Below are 20,420 nucleotides of genomic sequence, written 5' to 3'. Positions count from 1 at the left end.
CGAACGGCCTCAGGCGCGGCCGTTCAGCGGGCAGATGAAGTAGTTCGGCGGGCCGAAGCCGGGGTTTCCGAGACTCGTCTCGATGTAGTCGGCAGCGAGGATGTCCTCGTCGTTCGAGAGCGGCGCGTCGTCGTTGAACGCGTCGACGTCCGTCACCGTCGCGCTGTAGGTGGTCCACATACCGCCGTTCCAGTCCTGGTCACCGGGGCCAGATTCGGAGACGAAGGGGGACAACTGGTCCTCGCTCACGTCCTCGTTAGCGACGATGGGGTCGCCGCCGTCGTGGAGGAAGTAGAGTTTGTCCTCGGGGTCGGGTCGCTCGTCGAGTTCCCGCACTACGTTCGTCCGCCACAGCACGTCGTTGGCGTAGACGCGACCGAACTGTCTACCGTGGTCGGTACCGCTACCGGCGGCCGCGGCGTCGGTAGCGCCCACGCCCACCGCGGCCATCGCGAGGGCCCCGGTCGTGCGGAGGAGTCGTCGTCGGGTCGGTGTTGGCTCGTCCATGGAGTCACGGGAGGCGGGTACCTCCCGACTGGGACGACGAGCGAGGAGTAAAAGGCCGTTTTTCGAAGTTCGGGCCGACTCTGTGCCGAGTTCGGGTAGCATCTGTATCGACTCTCTTCCAACTCCGAACCGACGCTGTCAGTCGAGTTTCTCGAAGGTCGTCTCGACCCACTGAATCGCGTAGTCCGCGCCGTACTCGCGGTAGGCCTCCGTATCGAGTGCAGCGAACGGGGCGGGCAGGTCGAGACCGTGTTTGACGCCGCTGCAAGCCAGTTCCGCGGCCGCGGCGAACCCGGTCTGGCCGCGGGCAATCTCGCCCGCGAGGTCCGAGAGGCGGGGTTCGAGGCGCTCGCCGGCGTCGGCCCACGCGTCGTACAGGTCGGGGTAATCCTCGGCCCACCCGCTGAACTCGGCGCGGGTCTGGATACCGAGGTAGGCGTCGTACAGCGCCGTGGCGAGTTGATAGGTGTCGGCGGGGCCGAGTCGCGGGTCGGTGACGCGGGCGAACTCGGGATAGCGCTCGCCGAAGAAGCCGAGGAAGTGTTCGGGTTCGTCCAGCCCCACTTCGACGAGCGCCTCGGCGACGAGGAAGTCGACGAACGCCGACGGCGAGGTTTCGAGGCGCGGTTTGACGAACACGCAGGGTGGCCCGGTCTGGTGAGTCCAGGCGACGCCGCCGTCGCCGGGCATCCCGATAGTGAGGTCGCTCCCGGCGAAGCGACGGAGCGGGTCCGGGGCGTTCTCGGGGACCCACGACGAGTCGTACGAGAGCGGGTCGACCGAGTCGGTGACGAGCAAGAGTTCCTCGGCGACGGCCGAGTCCAGCGTCTCGAAGTCCCGCTGGCAGTTCAACACGAGCGCGTCGGGGGCGTACTCGGCCCGAACGTCGGGTAGCTCCCCCTCTAGCGTGCGCTCGGTGAACATCAGGCCGAGAACAGAATCAGGTTGGCGACGATGGCGAGTGACAGCAGTGCCGATGCGGCGATAGTTCCGAGGACGAGTTTCGTTGCCGTACTCATGTGAGACTCTATCGCAGGCCCCGCATTAAACCTTGAGAAACGACTATCGGCTTGCCGGACCTCACGGCCGGTATGGATAGACAGCGCGTCTCGACCGGGACCGAATGGGAATCGCAGGTCGGCTACTCGCGGGCGATACGGGCCGGCGACACCGTCCGGGTCGCCGGAACCATCGCTACGGACGACGACGGGGCAGTGGTCGCGCCCGACCAGCCCTACGAGCAGACGCGGTACGCGCTGGGCATCGTCACGGACGCGCTGGACGATCTCGGTGCGAGCGCCGACGACGTGGTCGCCACCCGGATGTACGTCACCGAGATGGACCACCAGACGGAAGTGGGCCGCGCTCACGAGGAAGTGTTCGGCGACGTTCGGCCGGCGGCGACGATGGTCGAGGTGTCGGGGCTGGCGGCCGAGGGAGCCGTCGTCGAGGTGGAAGCGGAAGCGGTGCTGGAGTAGTCAATCGTCGGCCACGCCGACGCCGGACCGCCGGGCCACGTCGCGCCACTTGCCCGTCCAGAATCGGCCGGTGTTGACCGCCGCCTTGAGGTAGAAGTCACCGACGAGGGCGACGAAGATTGCGGGCAGACCGAGGCCGAGACCGGGCGAGACGGTCACCCCGACGAGCGGAACCGTCGCCACGAACGACGACGGGAGCGCGAGCGCCGCGACCGGGAGCCGGAAACAGTAGCCGCCCAGAATCGCACCGTACAGCGGCCAGCGGGTGTCGCCGGCCCCGCGGAGACTCCCCCGCATCGTCCGCGAGACGGAGAAGCCGGCGACGATGAGGCCGAACACCCGGACGAACTGCGCCGCGAGTGCCGGGTATTCGGTGCCGAACAGCGAGACGACGGGTCGGGCGAAGACGACGAGGACGGCGCCGATGGCGAGTTGGACGGCGAGTGCCACCCGGAGAGTCTGCCAGCCGTACTCGGCCGCCGAGGACTCGTCGCCCGACCCGAGGTGCTGGCCCACGAGCGTCGACGCCGCCGTCGCGTACCCCCACGCGGGCATCAGCGCCAGCAACATCACCCGGCGGCCGATGGCGTAGGCCGCGAGCGTCGGCGTCCCCAGCACCCCGAGGACGAACAGGAACGGGAACCGCGCGAACGTCTGGAGCAGGCGCATCCCCGACAGCGGCAGCGCCACACGGACGATTTCGGTCAACAGACTGAGATCGAACTGCGGGCCTCGCAGGGGCAACCGCACCGCGTACCGCCCGGAGGCCAACAGTCCGAAGAAAATGGCCGCCGCCAGCGTGTTGGCGACGGCCGTCCCGATGGCCGCCCCGGCGATGTCAAGCCGCGGGAACGGGCCGAGTCCGAAGATGAGGACGGCGTTGAGGACGACGTTGGTCGGCAGCGTCAGGAGGCGGACGTACATCGGGGTCCGGGTGTCGGCACTCCCCGCGAGCGCCCGCGAGGCGACCATGCTCCAGAACCGTGGGGCCATCGACAGCATCACGATAGAGAGGTACGCCGCCCCGAAGTCGATAGTGGCGGCGTCGTCGGCGAGGACACCGACGAGCACGTCCGGATAGAGCCACGAGACGGCCGTCAGCGGCGCCGACAGGAGGAGGGCGATCCACAGCGACTGCTTGACCGCGAGGTTCGCACGGGCCGGTTGGTCGCTCCCCTGCAACCGGGAGACGACGCTGATGGTGCCCGAGGACACCGCCAGCGAGAGGCCGAAGCCGACGAAGTAGTACTGAAAGCCCAGTTCGAGGCCGGCGATGGCGGCGTCGCCGAGTGCGATGCCGACCATCAGGAAGTCCGCCAGTCGCAGGAGGATGCGGAGGCCGCCCGTGACCATCACCGGCGCGGCGAGGTCGGTCGCCTCGGTGGCCATCCGGCGGTCGACCAGTCCGGCGCGGGCAAGCACGGCCGGCACCCCCTGTACGAGTCGGCTGAAGAGACGGCGGACCATCTACCGGGACTGAGGGCGGCAGGCCCCTGTCAGTTTCGTCGTCAGGGAACCAACTGCTCGCCGTCGTCGTCGTAGACGGTGATGGCCTCGACGGGGCAGGCACGGGCCGCGAACTTCGCGTCGAACTCCGCGTCTTCGGGTATCTCGCGCACGAACAGGTCCGCAGATTCTTCCTCGCTGTCCGCCAGCACCGCTTTTCCGGCGTCCTCGTCTCGCTCGAAGGCGTCCCACTCCGCGACACACTGGAACATCCCGATACAGGTGTCACGGTCGTATTCGACGTACATACACGTGCGTTGACCCGTGACGGCCAAAGGCGTTCCCCTCGCGCGGTCACTCTTCGGCGAGGCGGTCCAGCGCGACGGTGACGGACTGACCGAGAATCTCCAACAGGTCGCGGTCGCTCTGGTCGAAAGTGTTCGCCTCCACCGACGCGACCGAGAGCAGGCCGTGTTCGTTCAGCGGGTACAGAAAGACCGTCTCGAAGGCGTCCGTGAGCGTGTCCTCGCGCGACCCGTAGTCCTCGACGACGCGCGGTGTCCCCTCGTGGAACGCGGCCAGTTCGACCGTCCCATCGGCGAGGCGGAGGCGGTCGAATTCGTCCCGGGAGACCGCCGTCCGGTCGGTGGCGGCATCGGTCGCAGCGAGCGGAACGAGCGTCTCGTCGGCGTACTCGAAGATACCGGCGAATGGTTCGTCGAGGACCACCGAGACGACGTCGGCGGCGGTCTGTGCGACGGCTTCCGGCGAGTCCGCCGTCAAGAGGTCCCGCGTCGCGTCGTTGAGGGCTTCGAGGTGGCGTTCGTGGCGGTGCTGTTCGGTCACGTCGCGGATGACGACCTGTACCGCCGGCTTCCCGTCGTAGACGACCGGCGTCCCTCGGCTCTCGACGTGTCGCACCGTCCCATCGTCACGCTGGAGGCGCCACGGGAGCCAGTCGGTGTTCTCTCGGCTGCCGTCGAGGACCGTTCGCATCCGTTCGCGGACCCGCGTGCGGTCCTCGGGGTGGACGTACGCCAGTGGCGAGGCGGCGTATATCTCGGTCCGGTCGTCGAAGTCGAGCAGTCGGGCCATGGTGTCGTTGGCGTACACCACGCGCTCCCCGAAGTGGACCAGAATCGCGTGCGGGGAGGCCTCGACGAGCGTCCGATACCGGAATTCTGTCTCCTTGCGCGCTTCCTCGGAGCGGCGACGCGCGACGGCGTTCTCGATGCGGTTGGCAAGCACGTCGTACTGGTCGCTGGTCACTCGCTTCTGTAGGTAGTCGGTGACGCCGGCGGAGATCGCCTCGCTCGCTATCTCTTCGCTGCCCCGCCCGGTGTAGAGGATGAACGGAATCGAGGGCGCTCGCTCCTGTACCGCTCGCAGGAGCGCCAACCCGTCCATCTCGGGCATCTCGTAATCGCTGACGAGACAGTCGACGTCACCGCGTTCGACGGCCTCGAGGGCGCCCTGTCCGCTGGTTACGATAGTTACGTCGAACGCGTCGCGGCGACGGTCGAGGTGGAGTGCGGTTACCTCCGCCAGGTCCGGTTCGTCGTCGACGAGTACCACCCGGATGGTTTCGGGGACACCGGTCTCGACGCCAGTGCCCGGCCCCTTACCCACGTCACCCATACCCCCACACATAGACCGCGCGCCTGAAAGCAGTTGGGGCCATGACGACAGTTTAAATCGGAACGGGGCCCAACGGGGGTGTAATGGACGTTGCGGACCTGCCGGGAGTCCCCGACTGGCTCCCCGACCACCTGCGCGACGACGGCATCGAGGAACTGTACCCCCCACAGGCCGAGGCCGTCGACGCGGGGGTCACTCAGGGACAGAACATCGTGGCGGCGATACCCACCGCCAGCGGCAAGACCCTCGTGGCGGAGCTAGCGATGCTCTCGGCCGTCGCCCGCGGCGGCAAGGCCCTCTACATCGTCCCCCTGCGGGCGCTCGCCAGCGAGAAGCAGGCCGAGTTCGAACAGTTCGAGCAGTACGGCCTCGAAATCGGTGTCTCGACGGGCAACTACGAGTCCGACGGCGGGTGGCTGGGCGACAAAGACATCGTCGTCGCTACCAGCGAGAAGGTAGATTCCCTCGTGCGAAACGACGCGCCGTGGCTCGAAGAACTGACCTGCGTCGTCAGCGACGAGGTCCACCTCGTCGACGATGGCCAGCGCGGCCCGACGCTTGAAGTGACGCTCGCGAAACTCCGCCGCCTGAACCCCGACTTACAGACGGTGGCGCTGTCGGCGACCATCGGCAACGCCGACGAACTGGCGACGTGGCTGGACGCCGAACTCGTCGACTCGGACTGGCGCCCCATCGAGCTACAGAAGGGCGTCCACTACGGGCAGGCCTTGCACGTAGAAGACGGGAGTCAGCGACGGCTGGCGGTCCAGAACAACGAGAAACCGACCGCCGCCGTCGTCCGAGATACCCTGCAAGACGACTACGACGAGGACGGTAACCTCGTGGAAGCGGGCGGATCCTCGCTCGTGTTCGTCAACTCCCGGCGCAACGCCGAGGCGGCCGCCGGGCGACTGGGGAGTACGGTCCGACCACACCTCACGAGCGAGGAGGAAGCCGAACTCGCCGACGTCGCCGCCGAAATTCGGGGCGTGAGCGATACGGAGACGAGCGACGACCTCGCCGACGCCGTCGAACAGGGTGCGGCGTTCCACCACGCCGGCCTCGCCCGGGGCCACCGCGAACTCGTCGAGGACGCGTTTCGCGACCGACTCGTCAAGGTGGTCTGTGCGACGCCGACCCTCGCGGCCGGGGTCAACACGCCCTCACGCCGGGTCGTCGTCCGGGACTGGCGACGCTACGACGGGACTGCGGGCGGGATGCAACCCCTGTCGGTTCTCGAAGTCCACCAGATGATGGGCCGGGCCGGACGGCCGGGGATGGACCCCTACGGTGAGGCCGTCCTCGTCGCCAGCAGCCACGACGAACTGGACGAACTGTTCGAGCGCTACGTCTGGGCCGACCCGGAGCCGGTGCGGTCGAAACTCGCGGCCGAGCCGGCGATGCGGACCCACATCCTCGCCACCGTCGCCTCCGGGTTCGCTCGCTCCCGGTCGGGCCTACTTGAGTTCCTCGAAGAGACGCTCTATGCCAGTCAGACCGACGAGACGGGACGGCTGGAGCGGGTCGTCGACGACATGCTGACCTACCTCGAACGGAACGAGTTCCTCGAAATCGACGGCGGGGATGGCGAGGCGCGGAGCGCCTCGAAGTCGAGCGGCGATGAGCCGCGAGACGAACTGGATGCGACGTCGCTGGGCCACACCGTCTCCAGCCTCTATCTGGACCCGATGAGCGCCGCCGAAATCATCGACGGCCTCCGGGACTGGCAGCGGTCGGCCGCCGAGTCGACGACCGCGGGAGCGGCCGAGGGCGGGTTCACCACCGCGAGCGAACTCGCCGACGAACAGGCCGCCGCGGGCGAGGCCGACCCCGACGACATCTCCGCACTGGGCCTGTACCACCTCGTCTCACGGACGCCGGACATGTACCAGCTCTACCTCCGGTCGGGCGACCGCGAGGAGTACGAGATGGAACTGTACGAACGGGAGGACGAACTGCTCGGGCCGACGCCCTCGGAGTTCGAGGACGACCGCTTCGAGGACTGGCTGTCGGCGCTGAAGACCGCCCGCCTGCTGGAGGACTGGGCCGACGAGGTCGAGGAGGACACCATCACCGAGCGCTACGGCGTCGGCCCGGGCGACATCCGCGGGAAGGTCGAGACGGCCGAGTGGTTGCTGGGGGCCGCCGAGTCGCTGGCCAGCGAAATCGACACGGACGCCGCCCGCGCGGTCAGCGAGGCCCGCATCCGCGTCGAACACGGGGTGCGCGAGGAACTGGTCGACCTCGCGGGCGTGCGCGGCGTCGGACGGAAGCGCGCTCGCCGCCTGTTCGAAGCCGGTATCGGCGACCGCGCCGAACTGCGCGACGCCGCCAAGCCAGTCGTGCTGGCGGCGCTCCGCGGCCGTCGGAAGACCGCCGAGAACGTGCTGGAGAACGCGGGCCACCGCGACCCGTCGATGGAGGGCGTCGAACCGGATTCGGACGTCGACGTCCTCGACGACGACCCGCGGGACCGCGACGAGGACGGCGTCGAGACGGGCGAAGACCAGTCCAGTCTGGGTGATTTCTGATGGAGGTCGTAGACGGCATCGCGACCATCGAGGACGTGGCCGAGTTCGTCACGGAACTGGACGCTATCGGCGAGCGATACGACGCGACCGTACAGGCGTTCGACGCGCGCTACGTCGTCGACCGTTCCCACCTCGAACGGGCCGTGGCGCTGGCCGAACGGGCCCGAGAGCGTGGCGACACCATCGCCGACGACTTCGGCGTCGAGATACTGCTGTACGCGGCCGGCCGCCGGCAGATAAACCGCGCGCTGGCGATGGGCGTCAGCGAGGGCGAGTGCCCGGTCGTCGCCGTCGTCGTCGGCGGCGACGAGGCCGGGGCGGCCGAGGCGCTACAGGCCCTCCTCGAATCCGGCGAGACGCTCGACGAGTACGACCCCGAGCGGGTGCGGTCGTTCTTCGACGTGAGCGACGCCGAACTCGCGGCGACCGACGGGACGCTCGCCGACGCCGTCCGTGAACGGGTGGCGCTGTTGCCCGTCGAGAAGTAGCGAGGACCTGACCGCCGGTCGGTTCTCCGAATTGCGAGCGGCGAGGGCCTGAGCCACGAAGCGGGCCGTCGCGCCCGAGCGCCAGCGTTTTGCCGAGTCGTGTGCTACTCCAACGCATGGAGCTCCAGCAGGGCAGACGGGGACGGTCGTGAGCGACCTCACCGACCCCGTGACCGTCGGCGGTCTCACGCTGCCGAACCGCCTGTACCGCGCCCCAGTACTGGAGTGTGCGGGGAACGGCGACGGTGCGGTCGACACCCTCGTCGACGAACTCGAACCGACCGCCGCCTCCGGCGTCGGCCTCGTCTTTCAGGGTGCGAGCATCGTCACGGCGGAGGGCGGGTGTGCGGCGCCGAACATGACGCGCGTCCACGATCCAGCCTTCGTCGAGCGACTCGAACGGCTGACCGACGCGATTCATGCACACGAGGGCAAGATATTCCTGCAACTCGCTCACGGCGGGCTTCGGAGCATGGCGACGTGGCACGCCGGCTACCGGGAGCGCCACCCCGAGGAGCGACAACTGGCCGTCTCCCGGCCGCCGTGGCAGTTGCGTGCGCTCGACCGACTGGGACTGGTTTCGCTCGACCCGGCCGTGCTCTCGACGGAGGAGGTGTACGACCTCGCAGCGCAGTTCGGGCGGTGTGCGGGCTACGCCGTCGACGCCGGCTACGACGGCATCCACCTCTCGGCGGCGAACATGAGCCTGATTCAGCAGTTCCTCTCGCCGTTTTACAACCACCGGACCGACGAGTTCGCCGACGGCGTGCGCTTTCTCGAAGCGATTCACGACGCGGTCCGGGACCACGCCGGGGACGTACCGCTGGTGACGAAGGTCCCCGCAGAGACCGTCGCCCCGAATTTCGTTCGTAGGCATTTGACGCTGTCGGACGGTATCGACGTCGCCGAACGACTGGCCGCCATCGGCTACGACGCGCTAGTGCCCGTCGAGGTGTCGACGTTCTGGGACATGAGCATCGTCCGCGGCGCGTTCCCGGACCGGGCGTGGGCCGCCAGCGACCTACAGGACGACTACGCGGCGGCGTTCGGTGGTCCGGTTCGCGCGCGGGCGGTAGAACTCCTGAACCGACTGCAAGCGCGCCGCTTCGACCACGAACCGGGCTGGAACGCTGACTTCTGCCGTCGGGTCCGAGAACGCGTCGACGTGCCAGTGTTGCTGGAAGGCGGTCTGCGGACGCGGGCAGCCTGTGACGCGTATCTGGGTGCTGGCGGAGGCAAACCGGCGGCCGACATGGTCGGAATGGCTCGCCCGTTCTACGCCGAACCGCGCCTCGGCGCCCGGTTGTTAGACGGCCACGACGCCCTGTGTGCGAGTTGCAACAACTGCACTATCCCGCAGGTGACAGGCGAACCGGGTCGGTGTCGTACCCCATCGGTCGTACGGGCACAAGCACGGCTCTCGAAGGAAGGCGCCTACGAGGGAAACGGCCGGGATACGTGAGTCGCTAGCTGTCGACTCGTACTCGTCGTCGCGTCCCGCCCGCCCGAAGCGTCACTCAGTCTATAATTTGTTCTGTGGCCGGGCGTCCTGAGAGAAAGTCTCATCCCCATCGAACACTGACTGGCGCGCGATGACGGCAGAGATTACGTCGGAGCGCCTCGACCTCACCGTCGACGGCGACGACATCGACTTGCACTACCGCACCGGCGGCGAGGGACCGCCGATGGTGTTCTTACACGGCATCGGACTGGACGCCGCCACCGTCTCGTGGCGACACGCGCTCCCGGAACTGGCCGAGGAGCGGACCGTCTACGCGCCCGACCTGCCGGGCCACGGCGAGAGCGACAAGCCCGACCGCGCGTACACGACGGCGTACTATCTGGAGACCGTCGAGGCGTTCATCGACGCACTCGACATCGACGCGCCGGCGATGGCCGGCCTCTCGATGGGTGGTGCGCTGGCGCTGGGCCACGCACTCGGCGGTGGCGACGTCGAACGTCTCGCCCTCGTAGATAGCTACGGACTGGGCGCCGACGCCTACTGGCGGACGGCCGCCAGCGGCGTGTTGCAGACGCCGGTACTCGGAAATATGCTCTGGCAGGGCGTCAGTGCCTCGAAACCCGCCATCAGGACGGGACTGCGGAGCATGGGTGCGACCGAACCCCCTCAGGACCTCGTCGACGACGTGGACTCGGTCGTCGACCGACGGACGGTCCGGGCGATGCGGCGCTGGCAGCGCAGCGAGTTCCGACGGAACGGATTCCGGACGGACTACTCCGACCGACTCGAGGAAGTGTCGGCGCCGACGCTACTCGTCCACGGCGAGGCCGACCCGCTCCTCCCCCAGTCGTGGTCGAAGCGGGCGGCCGCGACGCTTGCAGATAGCGAATTAGAGATAGTAGAAAACTGCGGACACTGCCCTCCCCGTGAGCGACCGGAACGGTTCAACCGGGTGCTGCGCTCGTTCTGTTAGTTCGGCAGGTCGTCGATGAGGACGACGGCCTCGCCGTCGATGACGACGTCCTCCTCGCTCTTGACCCGTGTCGTCAGCCGGTACTGGTCGTCGCCGAGGTCCTCGACGATCTCGCATTCGGCCGTGAGGCGGTCGTCGATGCGTACGGGATTGTGGAACTCGAGGTCCTGCGAGAGGTAGATCGTCAGTCCGGGCAAGCGGGCCAACGCCGCGCTGATGAGGCTACCGACGAGCGTCCCGTGGGCGATGCGGCCGCGGAACCGTGTCTTCTCGGCGAACTCCTCGTCTAGGTGCAGCGGGTTCGTATCCCCGCTCGCGGCGGCGAACTGCTTGACGTCACCATCGGAGATCGTCTTCGTGAACTCGATTCGGTCACCGACGCCGAGGTTGTCCGGATGGTCCTCGGAGATCGTTACGTGCCACTCCGGGAGGTCCTCGTTCGGTTCGATACGCTCGGCAGGAGGGGCGGCGGCGTCCTCGTCTTGTTGGACGCCGAAAGCCGCAAATGCTGCCCGATTGGCTGCAACGACGCTGTTGAACATGTGGGAGGAGGTTTCGGTCCACGTATCGAGCAGCGGATTCCGATGTGATTCAGAACTCATCGATGGGTCGTATTTAGAGGTCCGACTATTAAATCTTGGTGTTATTTTGTACTCTATGGCCACGAGACGGCTTCTACCGACCGACAGCGGCGTTATAGCATCTCGATGACGACTCCAGCGGCGGCGAGCGCCTCGCTCACCATCTCTCAGCACCTCGAACCATTCAATGGTATCAGATGGTAGCAGATGGTAAATCGGGGGAAGTTTTAAGTCATTGAACAGTGTACGTGAGAGTACAGATGGCCGATGAGGACGATGGTCTGATGTGGCCCCCGATGTTCAAGGGGATGCAGCAGGCGAGCGAGAACGCGATGGAACAGCAGCAGCAGCTCATGAAGCAGTTGTTCGCGAGCGGTGGTATGCCGAGCTTCGATATGAATCAGCTCGGTGCGATGAGCCAGATGGCGACGTTCAAGACCCGCGTCCAGAGTGGCGGACGAATCAGCATCCCCGACGCCGAGCGCGAGGCGCTCGGAATCGAAGAAGGCGATATCGTCCAGACAGTCGTCCTCCCGGTCAGCAACAACAGCGAGTAATACAACAATGGTAGACTACACAACCCCCGTCACGACCGCTTTCGAAATGCAGCGCGCGTCCATCGAACAGAGCCAGAAGGCCCTCGAACAGACCGTCTCGTTCCAGCAGAACATCAACGAGGCAGTCATCGGCAGTCTCGACACGCAGGAGTCGGCCCAGCGCCGCGGTGTCGAGCTCTCGAAGACCGTCTTCCACAGCTACCTCGACGCCGTCGAGAGTACGGTCCCCGGCGCCGCCGGCACCGTGGACGAGGTCCGGCAGGCCGTCGACGAGCAGTACGACTTCCTGCTCGAGAATCACGCCGAAGTCTTCGACAACATCGAGAGCGAGATGGTCGAAGGCGTCGAGTCCTACGACGATCTGACCGCCGACTACGTCGACGCCGTCGACGAGCAGGTCAAGCTACTCGTCGAGGCCCACGAGGAACTCGAATCGCAGTCGGTTCAGGTCGCAGAGCAGTTCGGTGACCAGCTCGAAGAGGTCCAAGAGCAGGTCGAGGAGATGCAGGCACAGGTCGAAGAAGTGCAGGCACAGGCTACTGACGCCGTCGAAGCGTAACGAACCAGCCGTTTTTTGTGCGCGACAGCGCGAGTTACTAGAGATACTATGAGCGATACAAACCAGATGCAAGACGAGTGGGCGGAGATGGTCGAACAGATGAACGACGCCGTCGCCGATTCGATGGAACAGAACATGAAAGCCCAGGCGGCCTTCGTCGAGTCGTGGGCCGACGCCGTCGAGGACTCCATCCCGGAGGAAGACGAACTCTCCGAGGGACTACAGGGCTACAACGCGGCCTACGAGGAGTGGATCGACGCGGCCGAGCAGATGGTCGAGCGCTCGACCGACGCCGCACAGGGCGAGGACGTCGACCCCGCCGAGTTCCGCGACATCTGGCTCCAGTCGGCCAACGAAGCGTTCAAGCACGTGATGGGCACCTCGGCGTTTGCGGCCGCCAACGGTCAACTCGTCGAGTCCATGATGGAGATGCAACAGGAGGCCGACGAACTCAATCAGGACGCCATCGCCCAGATGGGCTTTCCGACCCGCGACGACATAGACGAAGTCGCAGAGCGCCTCGTCGAAGTCGAGCGCCGGCAACACGCTGTCGAGGAGAAGCTCGACCGGGTCCTCGAACACCTCGAGGAGTAAGCCATGTCCAGTAATCCCTTCAACCCCTTCGCGGCCGCGCTCGACTGGCAGGCCAAGACGCTCGAGGCCATGTCCGAAACCGCCGAGACGAGTCAGGTCGCCGACGAGCGGCTCGAACTGATGGAGTCCGTCGAAGTGGGTCAGACGCCCTCGGAGGTCGTCTACGAGGAGAACAAGCTCGAACTCCTCCACTACGACGCCGAGGCCGCCGGCATCGAGGTCGACGAGGAGGACAAGGAAGCGGTCCCCATCCTCATCGTTTACGCGCTCATCAACCGACCGTACATCCTCGACTTACAGGAGGAGCGGTCCGTGGTGCGTCGCCTGCTCGAAGCGGGTCACGACGTCTACCTCATCGACTGGAACGAGCCCTCGCGGCTCGACCAGCACCTGACGCTCGACGACTACGTCAACCGCTACATGGACAACTGCGTGGACGTCGTCCGCGAGCGCTCCGGGCAGGACGCCATCAACATCCTCGGCTACTGCATGGGTGGCACCATGTCGGTGATGTACACCGCCCTCCACAAGGAGAAAGTCAACACGCTCGGCCTGATGGCCGCCGGCCTCTGTTTCGACCAGACCGGCGGTGTCCTCGAAGAGTGGGGTTCAGACGAGTACTACTCCCCACGAGACGTGACCGAGACGTTCGGCAACGTCCCGGCGGAGATGCTCGACATCGGCTTCGCGCTGATGGACCCCGTCGACAACTACGTCTCGAAGTATATCCGCCTCGCCGAGAACCTAGAGAACGAGTCCTTCGTCGAGAACTTCGGCCGGATGGAGAAGTGGCTCGGCGACGGCATCGACGTCGCCGGCGACACCTACGTCCAGTTCCTCGAGGACGTCTATCAGGACAACAAGCTCTACAAGAACGAACTGGAGATCGGCGGCGAACACGTCGACCTGGAGAACATCGACATGCCCGTCATCCAGTTGATGGGCGAGTACGACCACCTCATCCCACCGGAGGCCTCCAAGCCGTTCAACGAGGTCATCCCGAGCGAGGACACGAAGACCATCGAGTTCTCGACCGGCCACATCGGCCTGTCGGTGTCCTCGTCGACCCACGCGGACCTCTGGCCCGAAGTCGCCGAGTGGTACAGCGAGCGCAACCCGTCCGAGGAAGTCGACATCGAGGTCGAGTCCCCCGAGGAAGCCGTCGAAGACGTCGCCGACGATGTCGTCGATGCGACCGAGGCCGACGACGACACAGCCGAGGCGGCCGTCGAAACCGAGGCGTTCGGCTCCGAGGCGGGCGCCGACGTCGAGACCGTCTCCGGCATCGGCCCGACCTACGCAGACCGGCTGCGTGCCGCCGGCGTCGAGACCGTCGGCGACCTCGCCGAGTACGACGCCACAGAGCTCGCCGAACTCGCAGAGACGACCGAGTCCCGCGCACAAGACTGGCTCGACCAGCTATAGACCGGCGATACCTTTTCTCACTGCCCGTCGAAGGCGTACGTATGCGCGTCTCAGTCATCGGCGGGTCCAGCGTGACAGACGAGCAGTACCGACAGGCACGGACGGTCGGCCGGTTGCTCGGCGAGCAGGGGCACGACGTCGTCTGTGGCGGCCTGACCGGCGTCATGGAAGCCGTCTGTAAGGGTGCCGGCGAGACCGGCGGCCACACTATCGGTATCCTCCCGGGCGAACATCGGGCGGCGGCAAACGACTACGTCGATACGGTCATCGCGACCGGGATGGGGAACGCCCGCAACGTCCTCGTCGTGCTGAACGGCGCGGCGGTCGTCGCCGTCGACGGTGGGGCCGGGACGCTCTCCGAGATAGGCCACGCGCTCGACATGGGCCGACCGGTCGCAGGACTGAGAACGCACGCGGTCGAGGGCGTCGACGGCATCGAACACGTCGAGACGGCCGCCGAAGCCGTCGAGTACGTCGAGAAGGCGGTGTAGCCGGCTGCCCCGTCACTCGAACCAGTCGACGAAGCTCCCGTCGAGCAGCGTCGCCTTCTGCCGCCTGATGTAGGTAGACTGCATCCCCCAGATGGCCTCGGGGAGCGGGACGTGTTCCTCGATGCGACGGCGGACAGAGTCGTGTTTCCAGCGGGCCGGGGTGAGCCGACGGTCCACTCGCTCGCGCAGCGGCCGGATGTACTCGTGGGCCTCCTCGGCCGAGAGACCGCGCTGTTCGAGTCCTTCGCGGGCGTGTTCGAACAGTTCGCCGTACAGTTCGTCCGTCGAGGTGGTCGTCGCGCCGTCGGCCGTTATCCACTCGATGTCGGCCCGCAGTCCCTCGCGCGTGGCCGCATAGAAGTTCTCTTTGGCCGTCTCCCAGTCCAGCGACTGGATGGGGTGTTCGAGTCGCGGCAGACTCTCCATCAGGCCCGCGAACAGCGCTTCGAAGGCGATTGCGTCGTCGACGGTCGGTTGGGCCGGCAACGGGCGGAACTCGATGCGGGCGTTGGCCGCAGAGCGGGTCGCCCCCTCGAACACCGGGCGGATCCACCGCCAGTACGAGCCGTGTTTGTGCCGGAGATGGACGAACGCGTCGTCGAAGCGGGTACCCGATTGGACGTCCATCGGGACGATGGTGTCGTCGGCGACGATGTCGTCGATGGCGTCCTCGACGGTGTCGAAGTCGGGCGGGAAACACACCTTCGGCGGCGTCGGATCGTCCTCGGGCGGGTTGAGGACGGACTCGAAGACGCCGATGCGGTGCTCCATGTGTGCGTCTTCGAGTATCTCCTCGGCCGGCGCGTCGTCGTAGAGGTCCGGCGGGAAGAAGGGTGCGTTGACGCCGAGTGCGAGGAGTGGCGCGGCGACGCGGAGGGCGTAGCTGAAGTACTCGGGGAGGTCCGGCGCGTGGGGAATCTGGTAGTGCGGTTGGATGGAGGTGATGAGCGCCTCGGGCATCACCGTCTTCGCTTGCAGGGAAACGTGTGGCGCGTCGAGTTCGAACGCCGACGGGTAGTCGGTGTTGGCCATCGTGTGGTACCGCACCGCGTCGGACATGTTGGTCCCGATGCGAATCCCGTCCTCGGAGACGGCATCACAGAGGTAGCTCTCGGCCGTCTCGCCGTTCGGCGGCACCGTCCACATGCCGTCGGAGACGAGTCGAATCCCCTCGGTACCGAGTCGCTGCTGGGCTGGCATCAGCGACGCCTTCAGTTCGTTTCGCTGGGCCGCCAGTCCGTGGGAGTTCAGTGGCTGGGGGCTGGTCTGCATCTCCGCGTTGTGGAGGCCCAGTTCCTTCTCGAAGCCGATGAGTTCGAGCAACTGTCGGGGGACCCGCCGCAGGGCGTCGGTCTGGTCGTCGACGGCGTACAGTTCCAGTTCCATCCCGACGATGGCCTCGGTGTTGTCGAACGTCCCCGACCTGACCTCCGTTTTGAGCTGTTCGGCCTCCTCGCGTGCGTTCGTGTGGAACTCCTCGGGGTCTACGTCCAGCGCCCGTGTGACCGCCGCAGCCAGTTCCGATGCCGACATGGACGCGGGTTCACGTCGGGGCGTGTTAAGTGTGGTCCAGTCGCGACGAGAGCGCTGTGTCTCGCGGTTCGGCCCACGTCACAGCAGGTCCTCGACGTCGCTGTGGGTCTCCGCCAGCGGGTCCGCGTCGGACGTCGACAGCGCCCCCTCGACGGCATCTCTCGCCCCGGGGAGCGGGTCGTGACTCTCGACGTAGGCCGCCAGTGCGAACGTCCGTTCGCCGACACCGGCAAGCGTCCGCGCGTCGCCGCGTGAGAGCGTTCCCGAGAGCCAGTCCCGGACGATATCGCGGCCGCGCGGTCCGAGCGGCGAGACCTGCTCGCCGAGGCGGTGGAGCGTCTTCGCCGCGGTCACCGGCGGTATCCCCGCGGCGTGCCCGCAGTCGTCGACGGCGTTACCGGCGGCGTACGAATCGACGACCGTCGCCGCCGCCCCGGCCGAACACGGCAGGTCCTCGGCGAACGGTTCGAGTCGCTCAGCCAGCGTCGCGTCGGTGTCGTCGACGGCGGCCACCCCACACTCGCGCTGTCGCTCGGTCACCTCGATGCCGGCAGCGATGTCTGCCAACCCCATTGGTACCACAATAACAGTCGCGTAATTTAACAGTGGTGGCTCCGCGCTCGGTCGGTACCAGCGCCAGACGGTATACCTACCGGTGACCGGTTGGTGGTTTCGCTCGAAACCGCCCGCAGATGGGCTCTTCCATCGGTTTTTTAACCCACCACCCGGCCGTAGCTCGAAGTACGATGAGTACGACAACGACGGGGTGTCCCGAGTGTGACGGGGCACTCCAGCAGGACGGCACAGAGACGGTGTGTAACCACTGCGGCCTCGTCGTCGGCGAGGACGCCATCGATCGGGGGCCGGAGTGGCGGAGTTTCGAGGACGACGACACCCGTCGGGCCCGGACCGGCGCGCCGCTGACGCGATCACGCCACGACCGCGGCCTCTCGACCGACATCGGCCGCTCGACGCGGCTCAAGGGCCGGAAGCGTCGCCAGATGGCACGCCTCCGCCGAGAACACCGCCGCGCGCAGGTCAGTTCCAAACGCGAGCGCAACCAGATTTACGCGTTCACCGAGATTCGGCGCATCGTCGGGTCGCTCGGCCTCTCGAACGCCATCCGGGACCGAGCCTGCGTGCTGTTCGAGTCGGCACAGAACGAATCCCTCCTTCAAGGGCGGTCGCTGGAAGGGTTCGCGGCGGCGGCGGTGTACGCTACCTGCCGGACGGAGGGCGTCGCCCGGACCGTCGAAGAGTTGTGCCGGGCGGCCCGTGCCGACCCGGACGAACTCCGGGCGGCCTACGATGCCCTCAACCGGGACCTCGGCCTACCGACGGGACCCATCGACCCCCGCGAGTACGTCCCGCGGTTCGCGACGGAACTGGGCCTCTCGGAGAGCGTTCGTAACCGCGCGGAGCAGTTGGTCGACGAGGCACGCGATAGCGGTATCGTCGGCGGGCGCAACCCCGCTGGCGTCGCCACAGCGTGTCTCTACACCGCGGCACAGGAGCACGGTATCGGGCTCACACAGGCCGAAGCGGCCGAGGTCGGTGACGTGACCCCGGTGACGCTCCGGGGGACTTACACCGAACTGCAAGAGTAGACGGCGGCGGCGAGTTTCTCGAAGGCGTCGCTCGCAGGCGAGTCGGGCGCGGTCTGGCGGACCGGCGTCCCGTGACGCTGGGCCGTCGCCAGCGCGTCGCTGTCTGGCACCGTGACGACCGGCGCGCCAAAGCGATCCGCGGTCGGCCTCGTCACCGGGTCCGACCCGGTTCGGTTGAGAACGACACGACAGAGACCGGCGTCCAGTTCGCGGGCGAGTTCTCGCACCCGAAGTGCGTCGGCGATGGCCGCCGTCGCCGGCGTCGTCACCAGTACCGTCGCGTCGGCGACGGCGAGGGGGAGTCCAACGTCGGCGCGCAGCCCCGCCGGAGAGTCCACGACGACCCAGCGATACGTCCGGTCCAGCGTCTCTAAGGCGTCGGTCAGCGCCGTCGGGTCGGCCGCTCGTGCCCCGGCAAGCGTCCGTCCGCAGGGGACCGTCGTCACTGGGCCGTCGACGCGAACCGCCTCGTGGACGGTCGCTCGGCCCGCGAGAACGTCGTGGAGGTCCGGACCGTGGCCGGCGGGTAGGTCTGCCATCGCGAGGTCACCGTCGACGACGACGCCGTCTAGTTCGGCCGCGAGATTGTACGCGACCGTCGACTTGCCGACCCCGCCCTTGCCGCCGGTGACGGCCAGAATCATGCGATGCGGGCCAGCGTCTCGACCGGGACGGTGGCGGCGCCACGGCGGTCGGCGAGCGCCGCCGCACGTAGAGCGAGTCGCCTGAGTCGTCGTTCGTCGGTCGCTCTCGACTCGGCGATCGTGCGTACCTCGGCCAGTCCGCCGGCCTCGCGGACCGCCGCGGTCGCCGCCGGGAGCGTCTCGGCGTCGGCCAGCGTCTCGGCCGCTTCGACCCGGGCGGCCATCGTCTCTAGCCACGGTTCGACTGCCGCCGGTACCCGACCGTCCGTCTGTGGTCGCGTCGCCGTGGTAGACCGCGCTGCCAGTCCGGCGTCTGGCTCGGTGACGCCATCACACGAGTCCGCGTCAGTCGTCGCTGCAACGCCGGCCGGGACGGCGTCGGCGGGCGGCGACGGATCACCGAGTTCACGGACGACGTCGGCGGCGCTCTCGGGAGACACACCGGTCCCGTCGGTGTTCGGTGCCGGCGTCGCGTCGTCGAGAACCGCAGGCGGGTCGGCCGGTGGCGCCGGCGTGGCGTAGCCGAGCGCGTGGTCTCCGGGGCCGACGACGCCCTCGAAGCCCGTCTCGGTCCAGCCAGTGACCGGGAGCCCCTCACAACGTGGCGGCCACACGGGGCCGTCGAGGCGGTTGCGGACGGTCACCCGAGTCGATTCGTCGAGGTCCCGCAGGGAAAGCGCGACCAGCGTCACCCCGTCGTGGTGACTGGTTGTGCAGTCGAGCGTAACCATGGCCCGAGGTGGCCGCCCGTTCGGATTTAAACCTCAGCACCGGATAATCGGCGCGTCGAGGACGTCTGCGGCCGCCGTCGGGTCGGCAAAGCAGTCGGTTCCGACGACGACCGGAGCCTCGGTCCGGGCGATGCGGAGGACGGCCAGAGCGGCCGTCACCGGTGACGCCTCGAACGGGTCGGTCGGTCGCGATCCCGGGACTGCCTCTAGCGCCGCGACGTACCGATCGTGGAGGCGGTCTACGAGACACTCGCGGGCGTCGCGCTGCCGGTTCGCGAGGGCATCGGCGAGTTGACGCCGCTCGGCCAGCCGGTCTCGGTAGGCCCGTGCCAGTTCGCGCCGACGCCGCCGACTCTCCTCGGCGGCGACTCGCTCGGTCTCGCGCTCGCTGAGCGTCCGGGTGGCCTCGCGGACCGCCTGCTCGGCGGCATCGGTGTCGACACCGAGTGTCCGTCGGGCCTCTAACCGACCGCGCTGGGTGGCCGCCGCCTCCCGCTGGTCCGCGAGCGTCGACCGGGAGACGTCGTCACGGACCGAGGGCAACGACGGCGCGTCGGGGTCCGACGACGCCAGTTGCTCGCGCAACTCGTCGATCGCGTCGTCGTGTGGGGTCTCGTAGCCACGGGAGCGGCCGGCGGCGGCGAGAGCCGTCCGCGTTCGGAGACCCATCGCAGCGTGGACGTGGCCACAGTAGTCGTACACCGGCGGCGGGTCGGCGGAAGCGACAGCGGGGAGGCAGCGGTCGCCGCGAACGGCCGCCGCGAGTGTCGCGCCATCGACCGCCCGCCCCCGGAGGTCGACGACACGGCCTTCGTACGTCGTGCCGCCGACGGTGAGCCTCACAGGTCGGCCCCCCGCATCTCGTCGGGGGCCGGCAGGTCCCGCCCCGACGCGAACCGCGCGTACGGCGTCGACGGATGGTCGCGGTCCTCGTAGGTGTCGGCCGCTTCCTGTACGTGGTCGGGCGCGTCGGCGGGTTCGAACGGGACCACACGCTCTAGCTGGACGTCGAGTCCGTGTTTCTCGTGGAGGCGGAGGGCCTGAAACGCGGCGAACTCCGTCCACGACAGCAGCGCCGCCCGTCCGAACCGCCTGACGACGCAGTCATCGTGCGCTCGGCAGACGTTGCGCAGGTCACGGCGGGCGGGACGCGAATGGGCCACGACCAACAGCAC

The 20,420-nt window shown here is 67.5% G+C and carries 23 protein-coding genes; 11 read left to right on the top strand and 12 right to left on the bottom strand.

Annotated elements, in window-relative coordinates:
* Nucleotides 1-9: 9 nt before the first annotated feature.
* Together NDI85_RS14725 and NDI85_RS14720 are read right to left on the bottom strand one after the other, a co-directional pair.
* Entirely contained in the window at nucleotides 10-507 is a 498-nt protein-coding gene (locus tag NDI85_RS14725; RefSeq protein ID WP_310916215.1) for a hypothetical protein, read from the bottom strand.
* Nucleotides 508-645: 138 nt separating this feature from the next.
* Nucleotides 646-1,431 (bottom strand): hypothetical protein, encoded by a 786-nt coding sequence (locus NDI85_RS14720; protein ID WP_189001905.1) that lies wholly within the window; start codon nucleotides 1,429-1,431, stop codon nucleotides 646-648.
* Between the two features lie 167 nt (nucleotides 1,432-1,598).
* Here NDI85_RS14720 and NDI85_RS14715 point away from each other — a divergent pair, with 167 nt between their 5' ends.
* Complete coding sequence (locus NDI85_RS14715; RefSeq protein WP_189001903.1) at nucleotides 1,599-1,985, top strand: RidA family protein; 387 nt, start codon at nucleotides 1,599-1,601, stop codon at nucleotides 1,983-1,985.
* Here NDI85_RS14715 and NDI85_RS14710 read toward each other — a convergent pair whose 3' ends face one another.
* Genes NDI85_RS14710 through NDI85_RS14700 form a run of 3 tightly spaced genes read right to left on the bottom strand, consistent with a single transcriptional unit; the run spans nucleotide 1,986 to nucleotide 5,069 of the window.
* Complete coding sequence (locus NDI85_RS14710; protein WP_310916214.1) at nucleotides 1,986-3,452, bottom strand: MATE family efflux transporter; 1,467 nt, start codon at nucleotides 3,450-3,452, stop codon at nucleotides 1,986-1,988. It lies immediately after the preceding gene.
* A gap of 41 nt (nucleotides 3,453-3,493) precedes the next feature.
* Nucleotides 3,494-3,739 carry a ferredoxin gene (locus NDI85_RS14705; protein ID WP_189001899.1) on the bottom strand — a complete coding sequence of 82 codons (246 nt, stop codon included), beginning with the start codon at nucleotides 3,737-3,739 and terminating at the stop codon, nucleotides 3,494-3,496.
* Nucleotides 3,740-3,785: 46 nt separating this feature from the next.
* The gene (locus NDI85_RS14700) at nucleotides 3,786-5,069 is read right to left on the bottom strand and encodes a response regulator (protein ID WP_189001897.1); all 1,284 of its coding nucleotides are present in this window, start codon (nucleotides 5,067-5,069) and stop codon (nucleotides 3,786-3,788) included.
* 83 nt (nucleotides 5,070-5,152) lie between these two features.
* Between NDI85_RS14700 and NDI85_RS14695 the strand changes: the two genes are divergently transcribed.
* The 4 genes from NDI85_RS14695 (at nucleotide 5,153) to NDI85_RS14680 (ending at nucleotide 10,523) form a co-directional block, all read left to right on the top strand.
* Nucleotides 5,153-7,600, top strand: a complete 2,448-nt coding sequence (locus tag NDI85_RS14695) for an ATP-dependent DNA helicase (RefSeq protein WP_310916213.1) — start codon at nucleotides 5,153-5,155, stop codon at nucleotides 7,598-7,600.
* Nucleotides 7,600-8,088: a KEOPS complex subunit Cgi121 gene (gene cgi121 / locus NDI85_RS14690; RefSeq protein ID WP_189001893.1), complete on the top strand. Its 489-nt coding sequence runs from the start codon at nucleotides 7,600-7,602 to the stop codon at nucleotides 8,086-8,088. The genes NDI85_RS14695 and cgi121 overlap by 1 nt, the downstream gene beginning before the upstream one ends.
* A gap of 148 nt (nucleotides 8,089-8,236) precedes the next feature.
* Nucleotides 8,237-9,550: an NADH:flavin oxidoreductase gene (locus NDI85_RS14685; RefSeq protein WP_310916212.1), complete on the top strand. Its 1,314-nt coding sequence runs from the start codon at nucleotides 8,237-8,239 to the stop codon at nucleotides 9,548-9,550.
* Between the two features lie 130 nt (nucleotides 9,551-9,680).
* Nucleotides 9,681-10,523, top strand: coding sequence for an alpha/beta fold hydrolase (locus NDI85_RS14680; RefSeq protein ID WP_189001889.1), 843 nt, complete (start codon nucleotides 9,681-9,683; stop codon nucleotides 10,521-10,523).
* On the opposite strand, the gene NDI85_RS14675 is transcribed toward NDI85_RS14680, so the two are convergent.
* Nucleotides 10,520-11,065, bottom strand: a complete 546-nt coding sequence (locus tag NDI85_RS14675; RefSeq protein WP_189001988.1) for a MaoC family dehydratase — start codon at nucleotides 11,063-11,065, stop codon at nucleotides 10,520-10,522. The two genes, NDI85_RS14680 and NDI85_RS14675, sit on opposite strands and share 4 nt — an antisense overlap.
* Nucleotides 11,066-11,364: 299 nt before the next feature.
* On the opposite strand from NDI85_RS14675, the gene NDI85_RS14670 reads away from it, so the two are divergent.
* Genes NDI85_RS14670 through NDI85_RS14650 form a run of 5 tightly spaced genes read left to right on the top strand, consistent with a single transcriptional unit; the run spans nucleotide 11,365 to nucleotide 14,730 of the window.
* Complete coding sequence (locus NDI85_RS14670; RefSeq protein ID WP_189001887.1) at nucleotides 11,365-11,661, top strand: AbrB/MazE/SpoVT family DNA-binding domain-containing protein; 297 nt, start codon at nucleotides 11,365-11,367, stop codon at nucleotides 11,659-11,661.
* 7 nt (nucleotides 11,662-11,668) lie between these two features.
* Nucleotides 11,669-12,220 (top strand): hypothetical protein, encoded by a 552-nt coding sequence (locus NDI85_RS14665; protein WP_189001885.1) that lies wholly within the window; start codon nucleotides 11,669-11,671, stop codon nucleotides 12,218-12,220.
* 48 nt (nucleotides 12,221-12,268) lie between these two features.
* Nucleotides 12,269-12,814, top strand: a complete 546-nt coding sequence (locus NDI85_RS14660) for a poly(R)-hydroxyalkanoic acid synthase subunit PhaE (protein WP_189001883.1) — start codon at nucleotides 12,269-12,271, stop codon at nucleotides 12,812-12,814.
* 3 nt (nucleotides 12,815-12,817) lie between these two features.
* Nucleotides 12,818-14,239 carry a poly(3-hydroxyalkanoate) polymerase subunit PhaC gene (gene phaC / locus NDI85_RS14655; RefSeq protein ID WP_310916211.1) on the top strand — a complete coding sequence of 474 codons (1,422 nt, stop codon included), beginning with the start codon at nucleotides 12,818-12,820 and terminating at the stop codon, nucleotides 14,237-14,239.
* Nucleotides 14,240-14,280: 41 nt separating this feature from the next.
* Nucleotides 14,281-14,730, top strand: coding sequence for a TIGR00725 family protein (locus NDI85_RS14650; protein WP_310916210.1), 450 nt, complete (start codon nucleotides 14,281-14,283; stop codon nucleotides 14,728-14,730).
* 12 nt (nucleotides 14,731-14,742) lie between these two features.
* On the opposite strand, the gene NDI85_RS14645 is transcribed toward NDI85_RS14650, so the two are convergent.
* Together NDI85_RS14645 and NDI85_RS14640 are read right to left on the bottom strand one after the other, a co-directional pair.
* Nucleotides 14,743-16,263: a hypothetical protein gene (locus NDI85_RS14645; protein WP_310916209.1), complete on the bottom strand. Its 1,521-nt coding sequence runs from the start codon at nucleotides 16,261-16,263 to the stop codon at nucleotides 14,743-14,745.
* A 78-nt stretch (nucleotides 16,264-16,341) separates the two neighbouring features.
* On the bottom strand, nucleotides 16,342-16,836 hold the full coding sequence (locus tag NDI85_RS14640) for a hypothetical protein (RefSeq protein WP_189001874.1): 495 nt from the start codon (nucleotides 16,834-16,836) through the stop codon (nucleotides 16,342-16,344).
* 173 nt (nucleotides 16,837-17,009) lie between these two features.
* On the opposite strand from NDI85_RS14640, the gene NDI85_RS14635 reads away from it, so the two are divergent.
* Nucleotides 17,010-17,870, top strand: coding sequence for a transcription initiation factor IIB family protein (locus tag NDI85_RS14635; RefSeq protein ID WP_189001872.1), 861 nt, complete (start codon nucleotides 17,010-17,012; stop codon nucleotides 17,868-17,870).
* On the opposite strand, the gene NDI85_RS14630 is transcribed toward NDI85_RS14635, so the two are convergent.
* From NDI85_RS14630 to NDI85_RS14615, 4 genes are read right to left on the bottom strand one after another with little or no spacing between them, the layout of a single operon-like run.
* Nucleotides 17,849-18,514, bottom strand: a complete 666-nt coding sequence (locus tag NDI85_RS14630) for a P-loop NTPase (RefSeq protein WP_189001870.1) — start codon at nucleotides 18,512-18,514, stop codon at nucleotides 17,849-17,851. The genes NDI85_RS14635 and NDI85_RS14630 overlap by 22 nt on opposite strands.
* Nucleotides 18,511-19,245, bottom strand: a complete 735-nt coding sequence (locus NDI85_RS14625) for a hypothetical protein (RefSeq protein ID WP_310916208.1) — start codon at nucleotides 19,243-19,245, stop codon at nucleotides 18,511-18,513. The genes NDI85_RS14630 and NDI85_RS14625 overlap by 4 nt, the downstream gene beginning before the upstream one ends.
* A 33-nt stretch (nucleotides 19,246-19,278) precedes the next feature.
* Nucleotides 19,279-20,088 carry a hypothetical protein gene (locus tag NDI85_RS14620; RefSeq protein ID WP_310916207.1) on the bottom strand — a complete coding sequence of 270 codons (810 nt, stop codon included), beginning with the start codon at nucleotides 20,086-20,088 and terminating at the stop codon, nucleotides 19,279-19,281.
* The gene (locus NDI85_RS14615) at nucleotides 20,085-20,420 is read right to left on the bottom strand and encodes a hypothetical protein (protein ID WP_310916206.1); all 336 of its coding nucleotides are present in this window, start codon (nucleotides 20,418-20,420) and stop codon (nucleotides 20,085-20,087) included. The genes NDI85_RS14620 and NDI85_RS14615 overlap by 4 nt, the downstream gene beginning before the upstream one ends.

The sequence above is a fragment of the Haloarcula sp. S1AR25-4 genome, from assembly GCF_031624555.1.
In the GTDB taxonomy this organism is placed as follows: Archaea; Halobacteriota; Halobacteria; order Halobacteriales; family Haloarculaceae; genus Haloarcula; species Haloarcula pellucida.
This window is presented reverse-complemented; position numbering and strand designations above follow the sequence as displayed.

Bases quoted from the DNA above. Each gene is read 5' to 3' on its own strand.
- NDI85_RS14725 (WP_310916215.1), bottom strand. From the start codon at position 507: ATGGACGAGCCAACACCGACCCGACGACGACTCCTCCGCACGACCGGG.
- NDI85_RS14720 (WP_189001905.1), bottom strand. From the start codon at position 1,431: ATGTTCACCGAGCGCACGCTAGAGGGGGAGCTACCCGACGTTCGGGCC.
- NDI85_RS14715 (WP_189001903.1), top strand. From the start codon at position 1,599: ATGGATAGACAGCGCGTCTCGACCGGGACCGAATGGGAATCGCAGGTC.
- NDI85_RS14710 (WP_310916214.1), bottom strand. From the start codon at position 3,452: ATGGTCCGCCGTCTCTTCAGCCGACTCGTACAGGGGGTGCCGGCCGTG.
- NDI85_RS14705 (WP_189001899.1), bottom strand. From the start codon at position 3,739: ATGTACGTCGAATACGACCGTGACACCTGTATCGGGATGTTCCAGTGT.
- NDI85_RS14700 (WP_189001897.1), bottom strand. From the start codon at position 5,069: ATGGGTGACGTGGGTAAGGGGCCGGGCACTGGCGTCGAGACCGGTGTC.
- NDI85_RS14695 (WP_310916213.1), top strand. From the start codon at position 5,153: ATGGACGTTGCGGACCTGCCGGGAGTCCCCGACTGGCTCCCCGACCAC.
- cgi121 (WP_189001893.1), top strand. From the start codon at position 7,600: ATGGAGGTCGTAGACGGCATCGCGACCATCGAGGACGTGGCCGAGTTC.
- NDI85_RS14680 (WP_189001889.1), top strand. From the start codon at position 9,681: ATGACGGCAGAGATTACGTCGGAGCGCCTCGACCTCACCGTCGACGGC.
- NDI85_RS14675 (WP_189001988.1), bottom strand. From the start codon at position 11,065: ATGTTCAACAGCGTCGTTGCAGCCAATCGGGCAGCATTTGCGGCTTTC.
- NDI85_RS14670 (WP_189001887.1), top strand. From the start codon at position 11,365: ATGGCCGATGAGGACGATGGTCTGATGTGGCCCCCGATGTTCAAGGGG.
- NDI85_RS14665 (WP_189001885.1), top strand. From the start codon at position 11,669: ATGGTAGACTACACAACCCCCGTCACGACCGCTTTCGAAATGCAGCGC.
- NDI85_RS14660 (WP_189001883.1), top strand. From the start codon at position 12,269: ATGAGCGATACAAACCAGATGCAAGACGAGTGGGCGGAGATGGTCGAA.
- phaC (WP_310916211.1), top strand. From the start codon at position 12,818: ATGTCCAGTAATCCCTTCAACCCCTTCGCGGCCGCGCTCGACTGGCAG.
- NDI85_RS14650 (WP_310916210.1), top strand. From the start codon at position 14,281: ATGCGCGTCTCAGTCATCGGCGGGTCCAGCGTGACAGACGAGCAGTAC.
- NDI85_RS14645 (WP_310916209.1), bottom strand. From the start codon at position 16,263: ATGTCGGCATCGGAACTGGCTGCGGCGGTCACACGGGCGCTGGACGTA.
- NDI85_RS14640 (WP_189001874.1), bottom strand. From the start codon at position 16,836: ATGGGGTTGGCAGACATCGCTGCCGGCATCGAGGTGACCGAGCGACAG.
- NDI85_RS14635 (WP_189001872.1), top strand. From the start codon at position 17,010: ATGAGTACGACAACGACGGGGTGTCCCGAGTGTGACGGGGCACTCCAG.
- NDI85_RS14630 (WP_189001870.1), bottom strand. From the start codon at position 18,514: ATGATTCTGGCCGTCACCGGCGGCAAGGGCGGGGTCGGCAAGTCGACG.
- NDI85_RS14625 (WP_310916208.1), bottom strand. From the start codon at position 19,245: ATGGTTACGCTCGACTGCACAACCAGTCACCACGACGGGGTGACGCTG.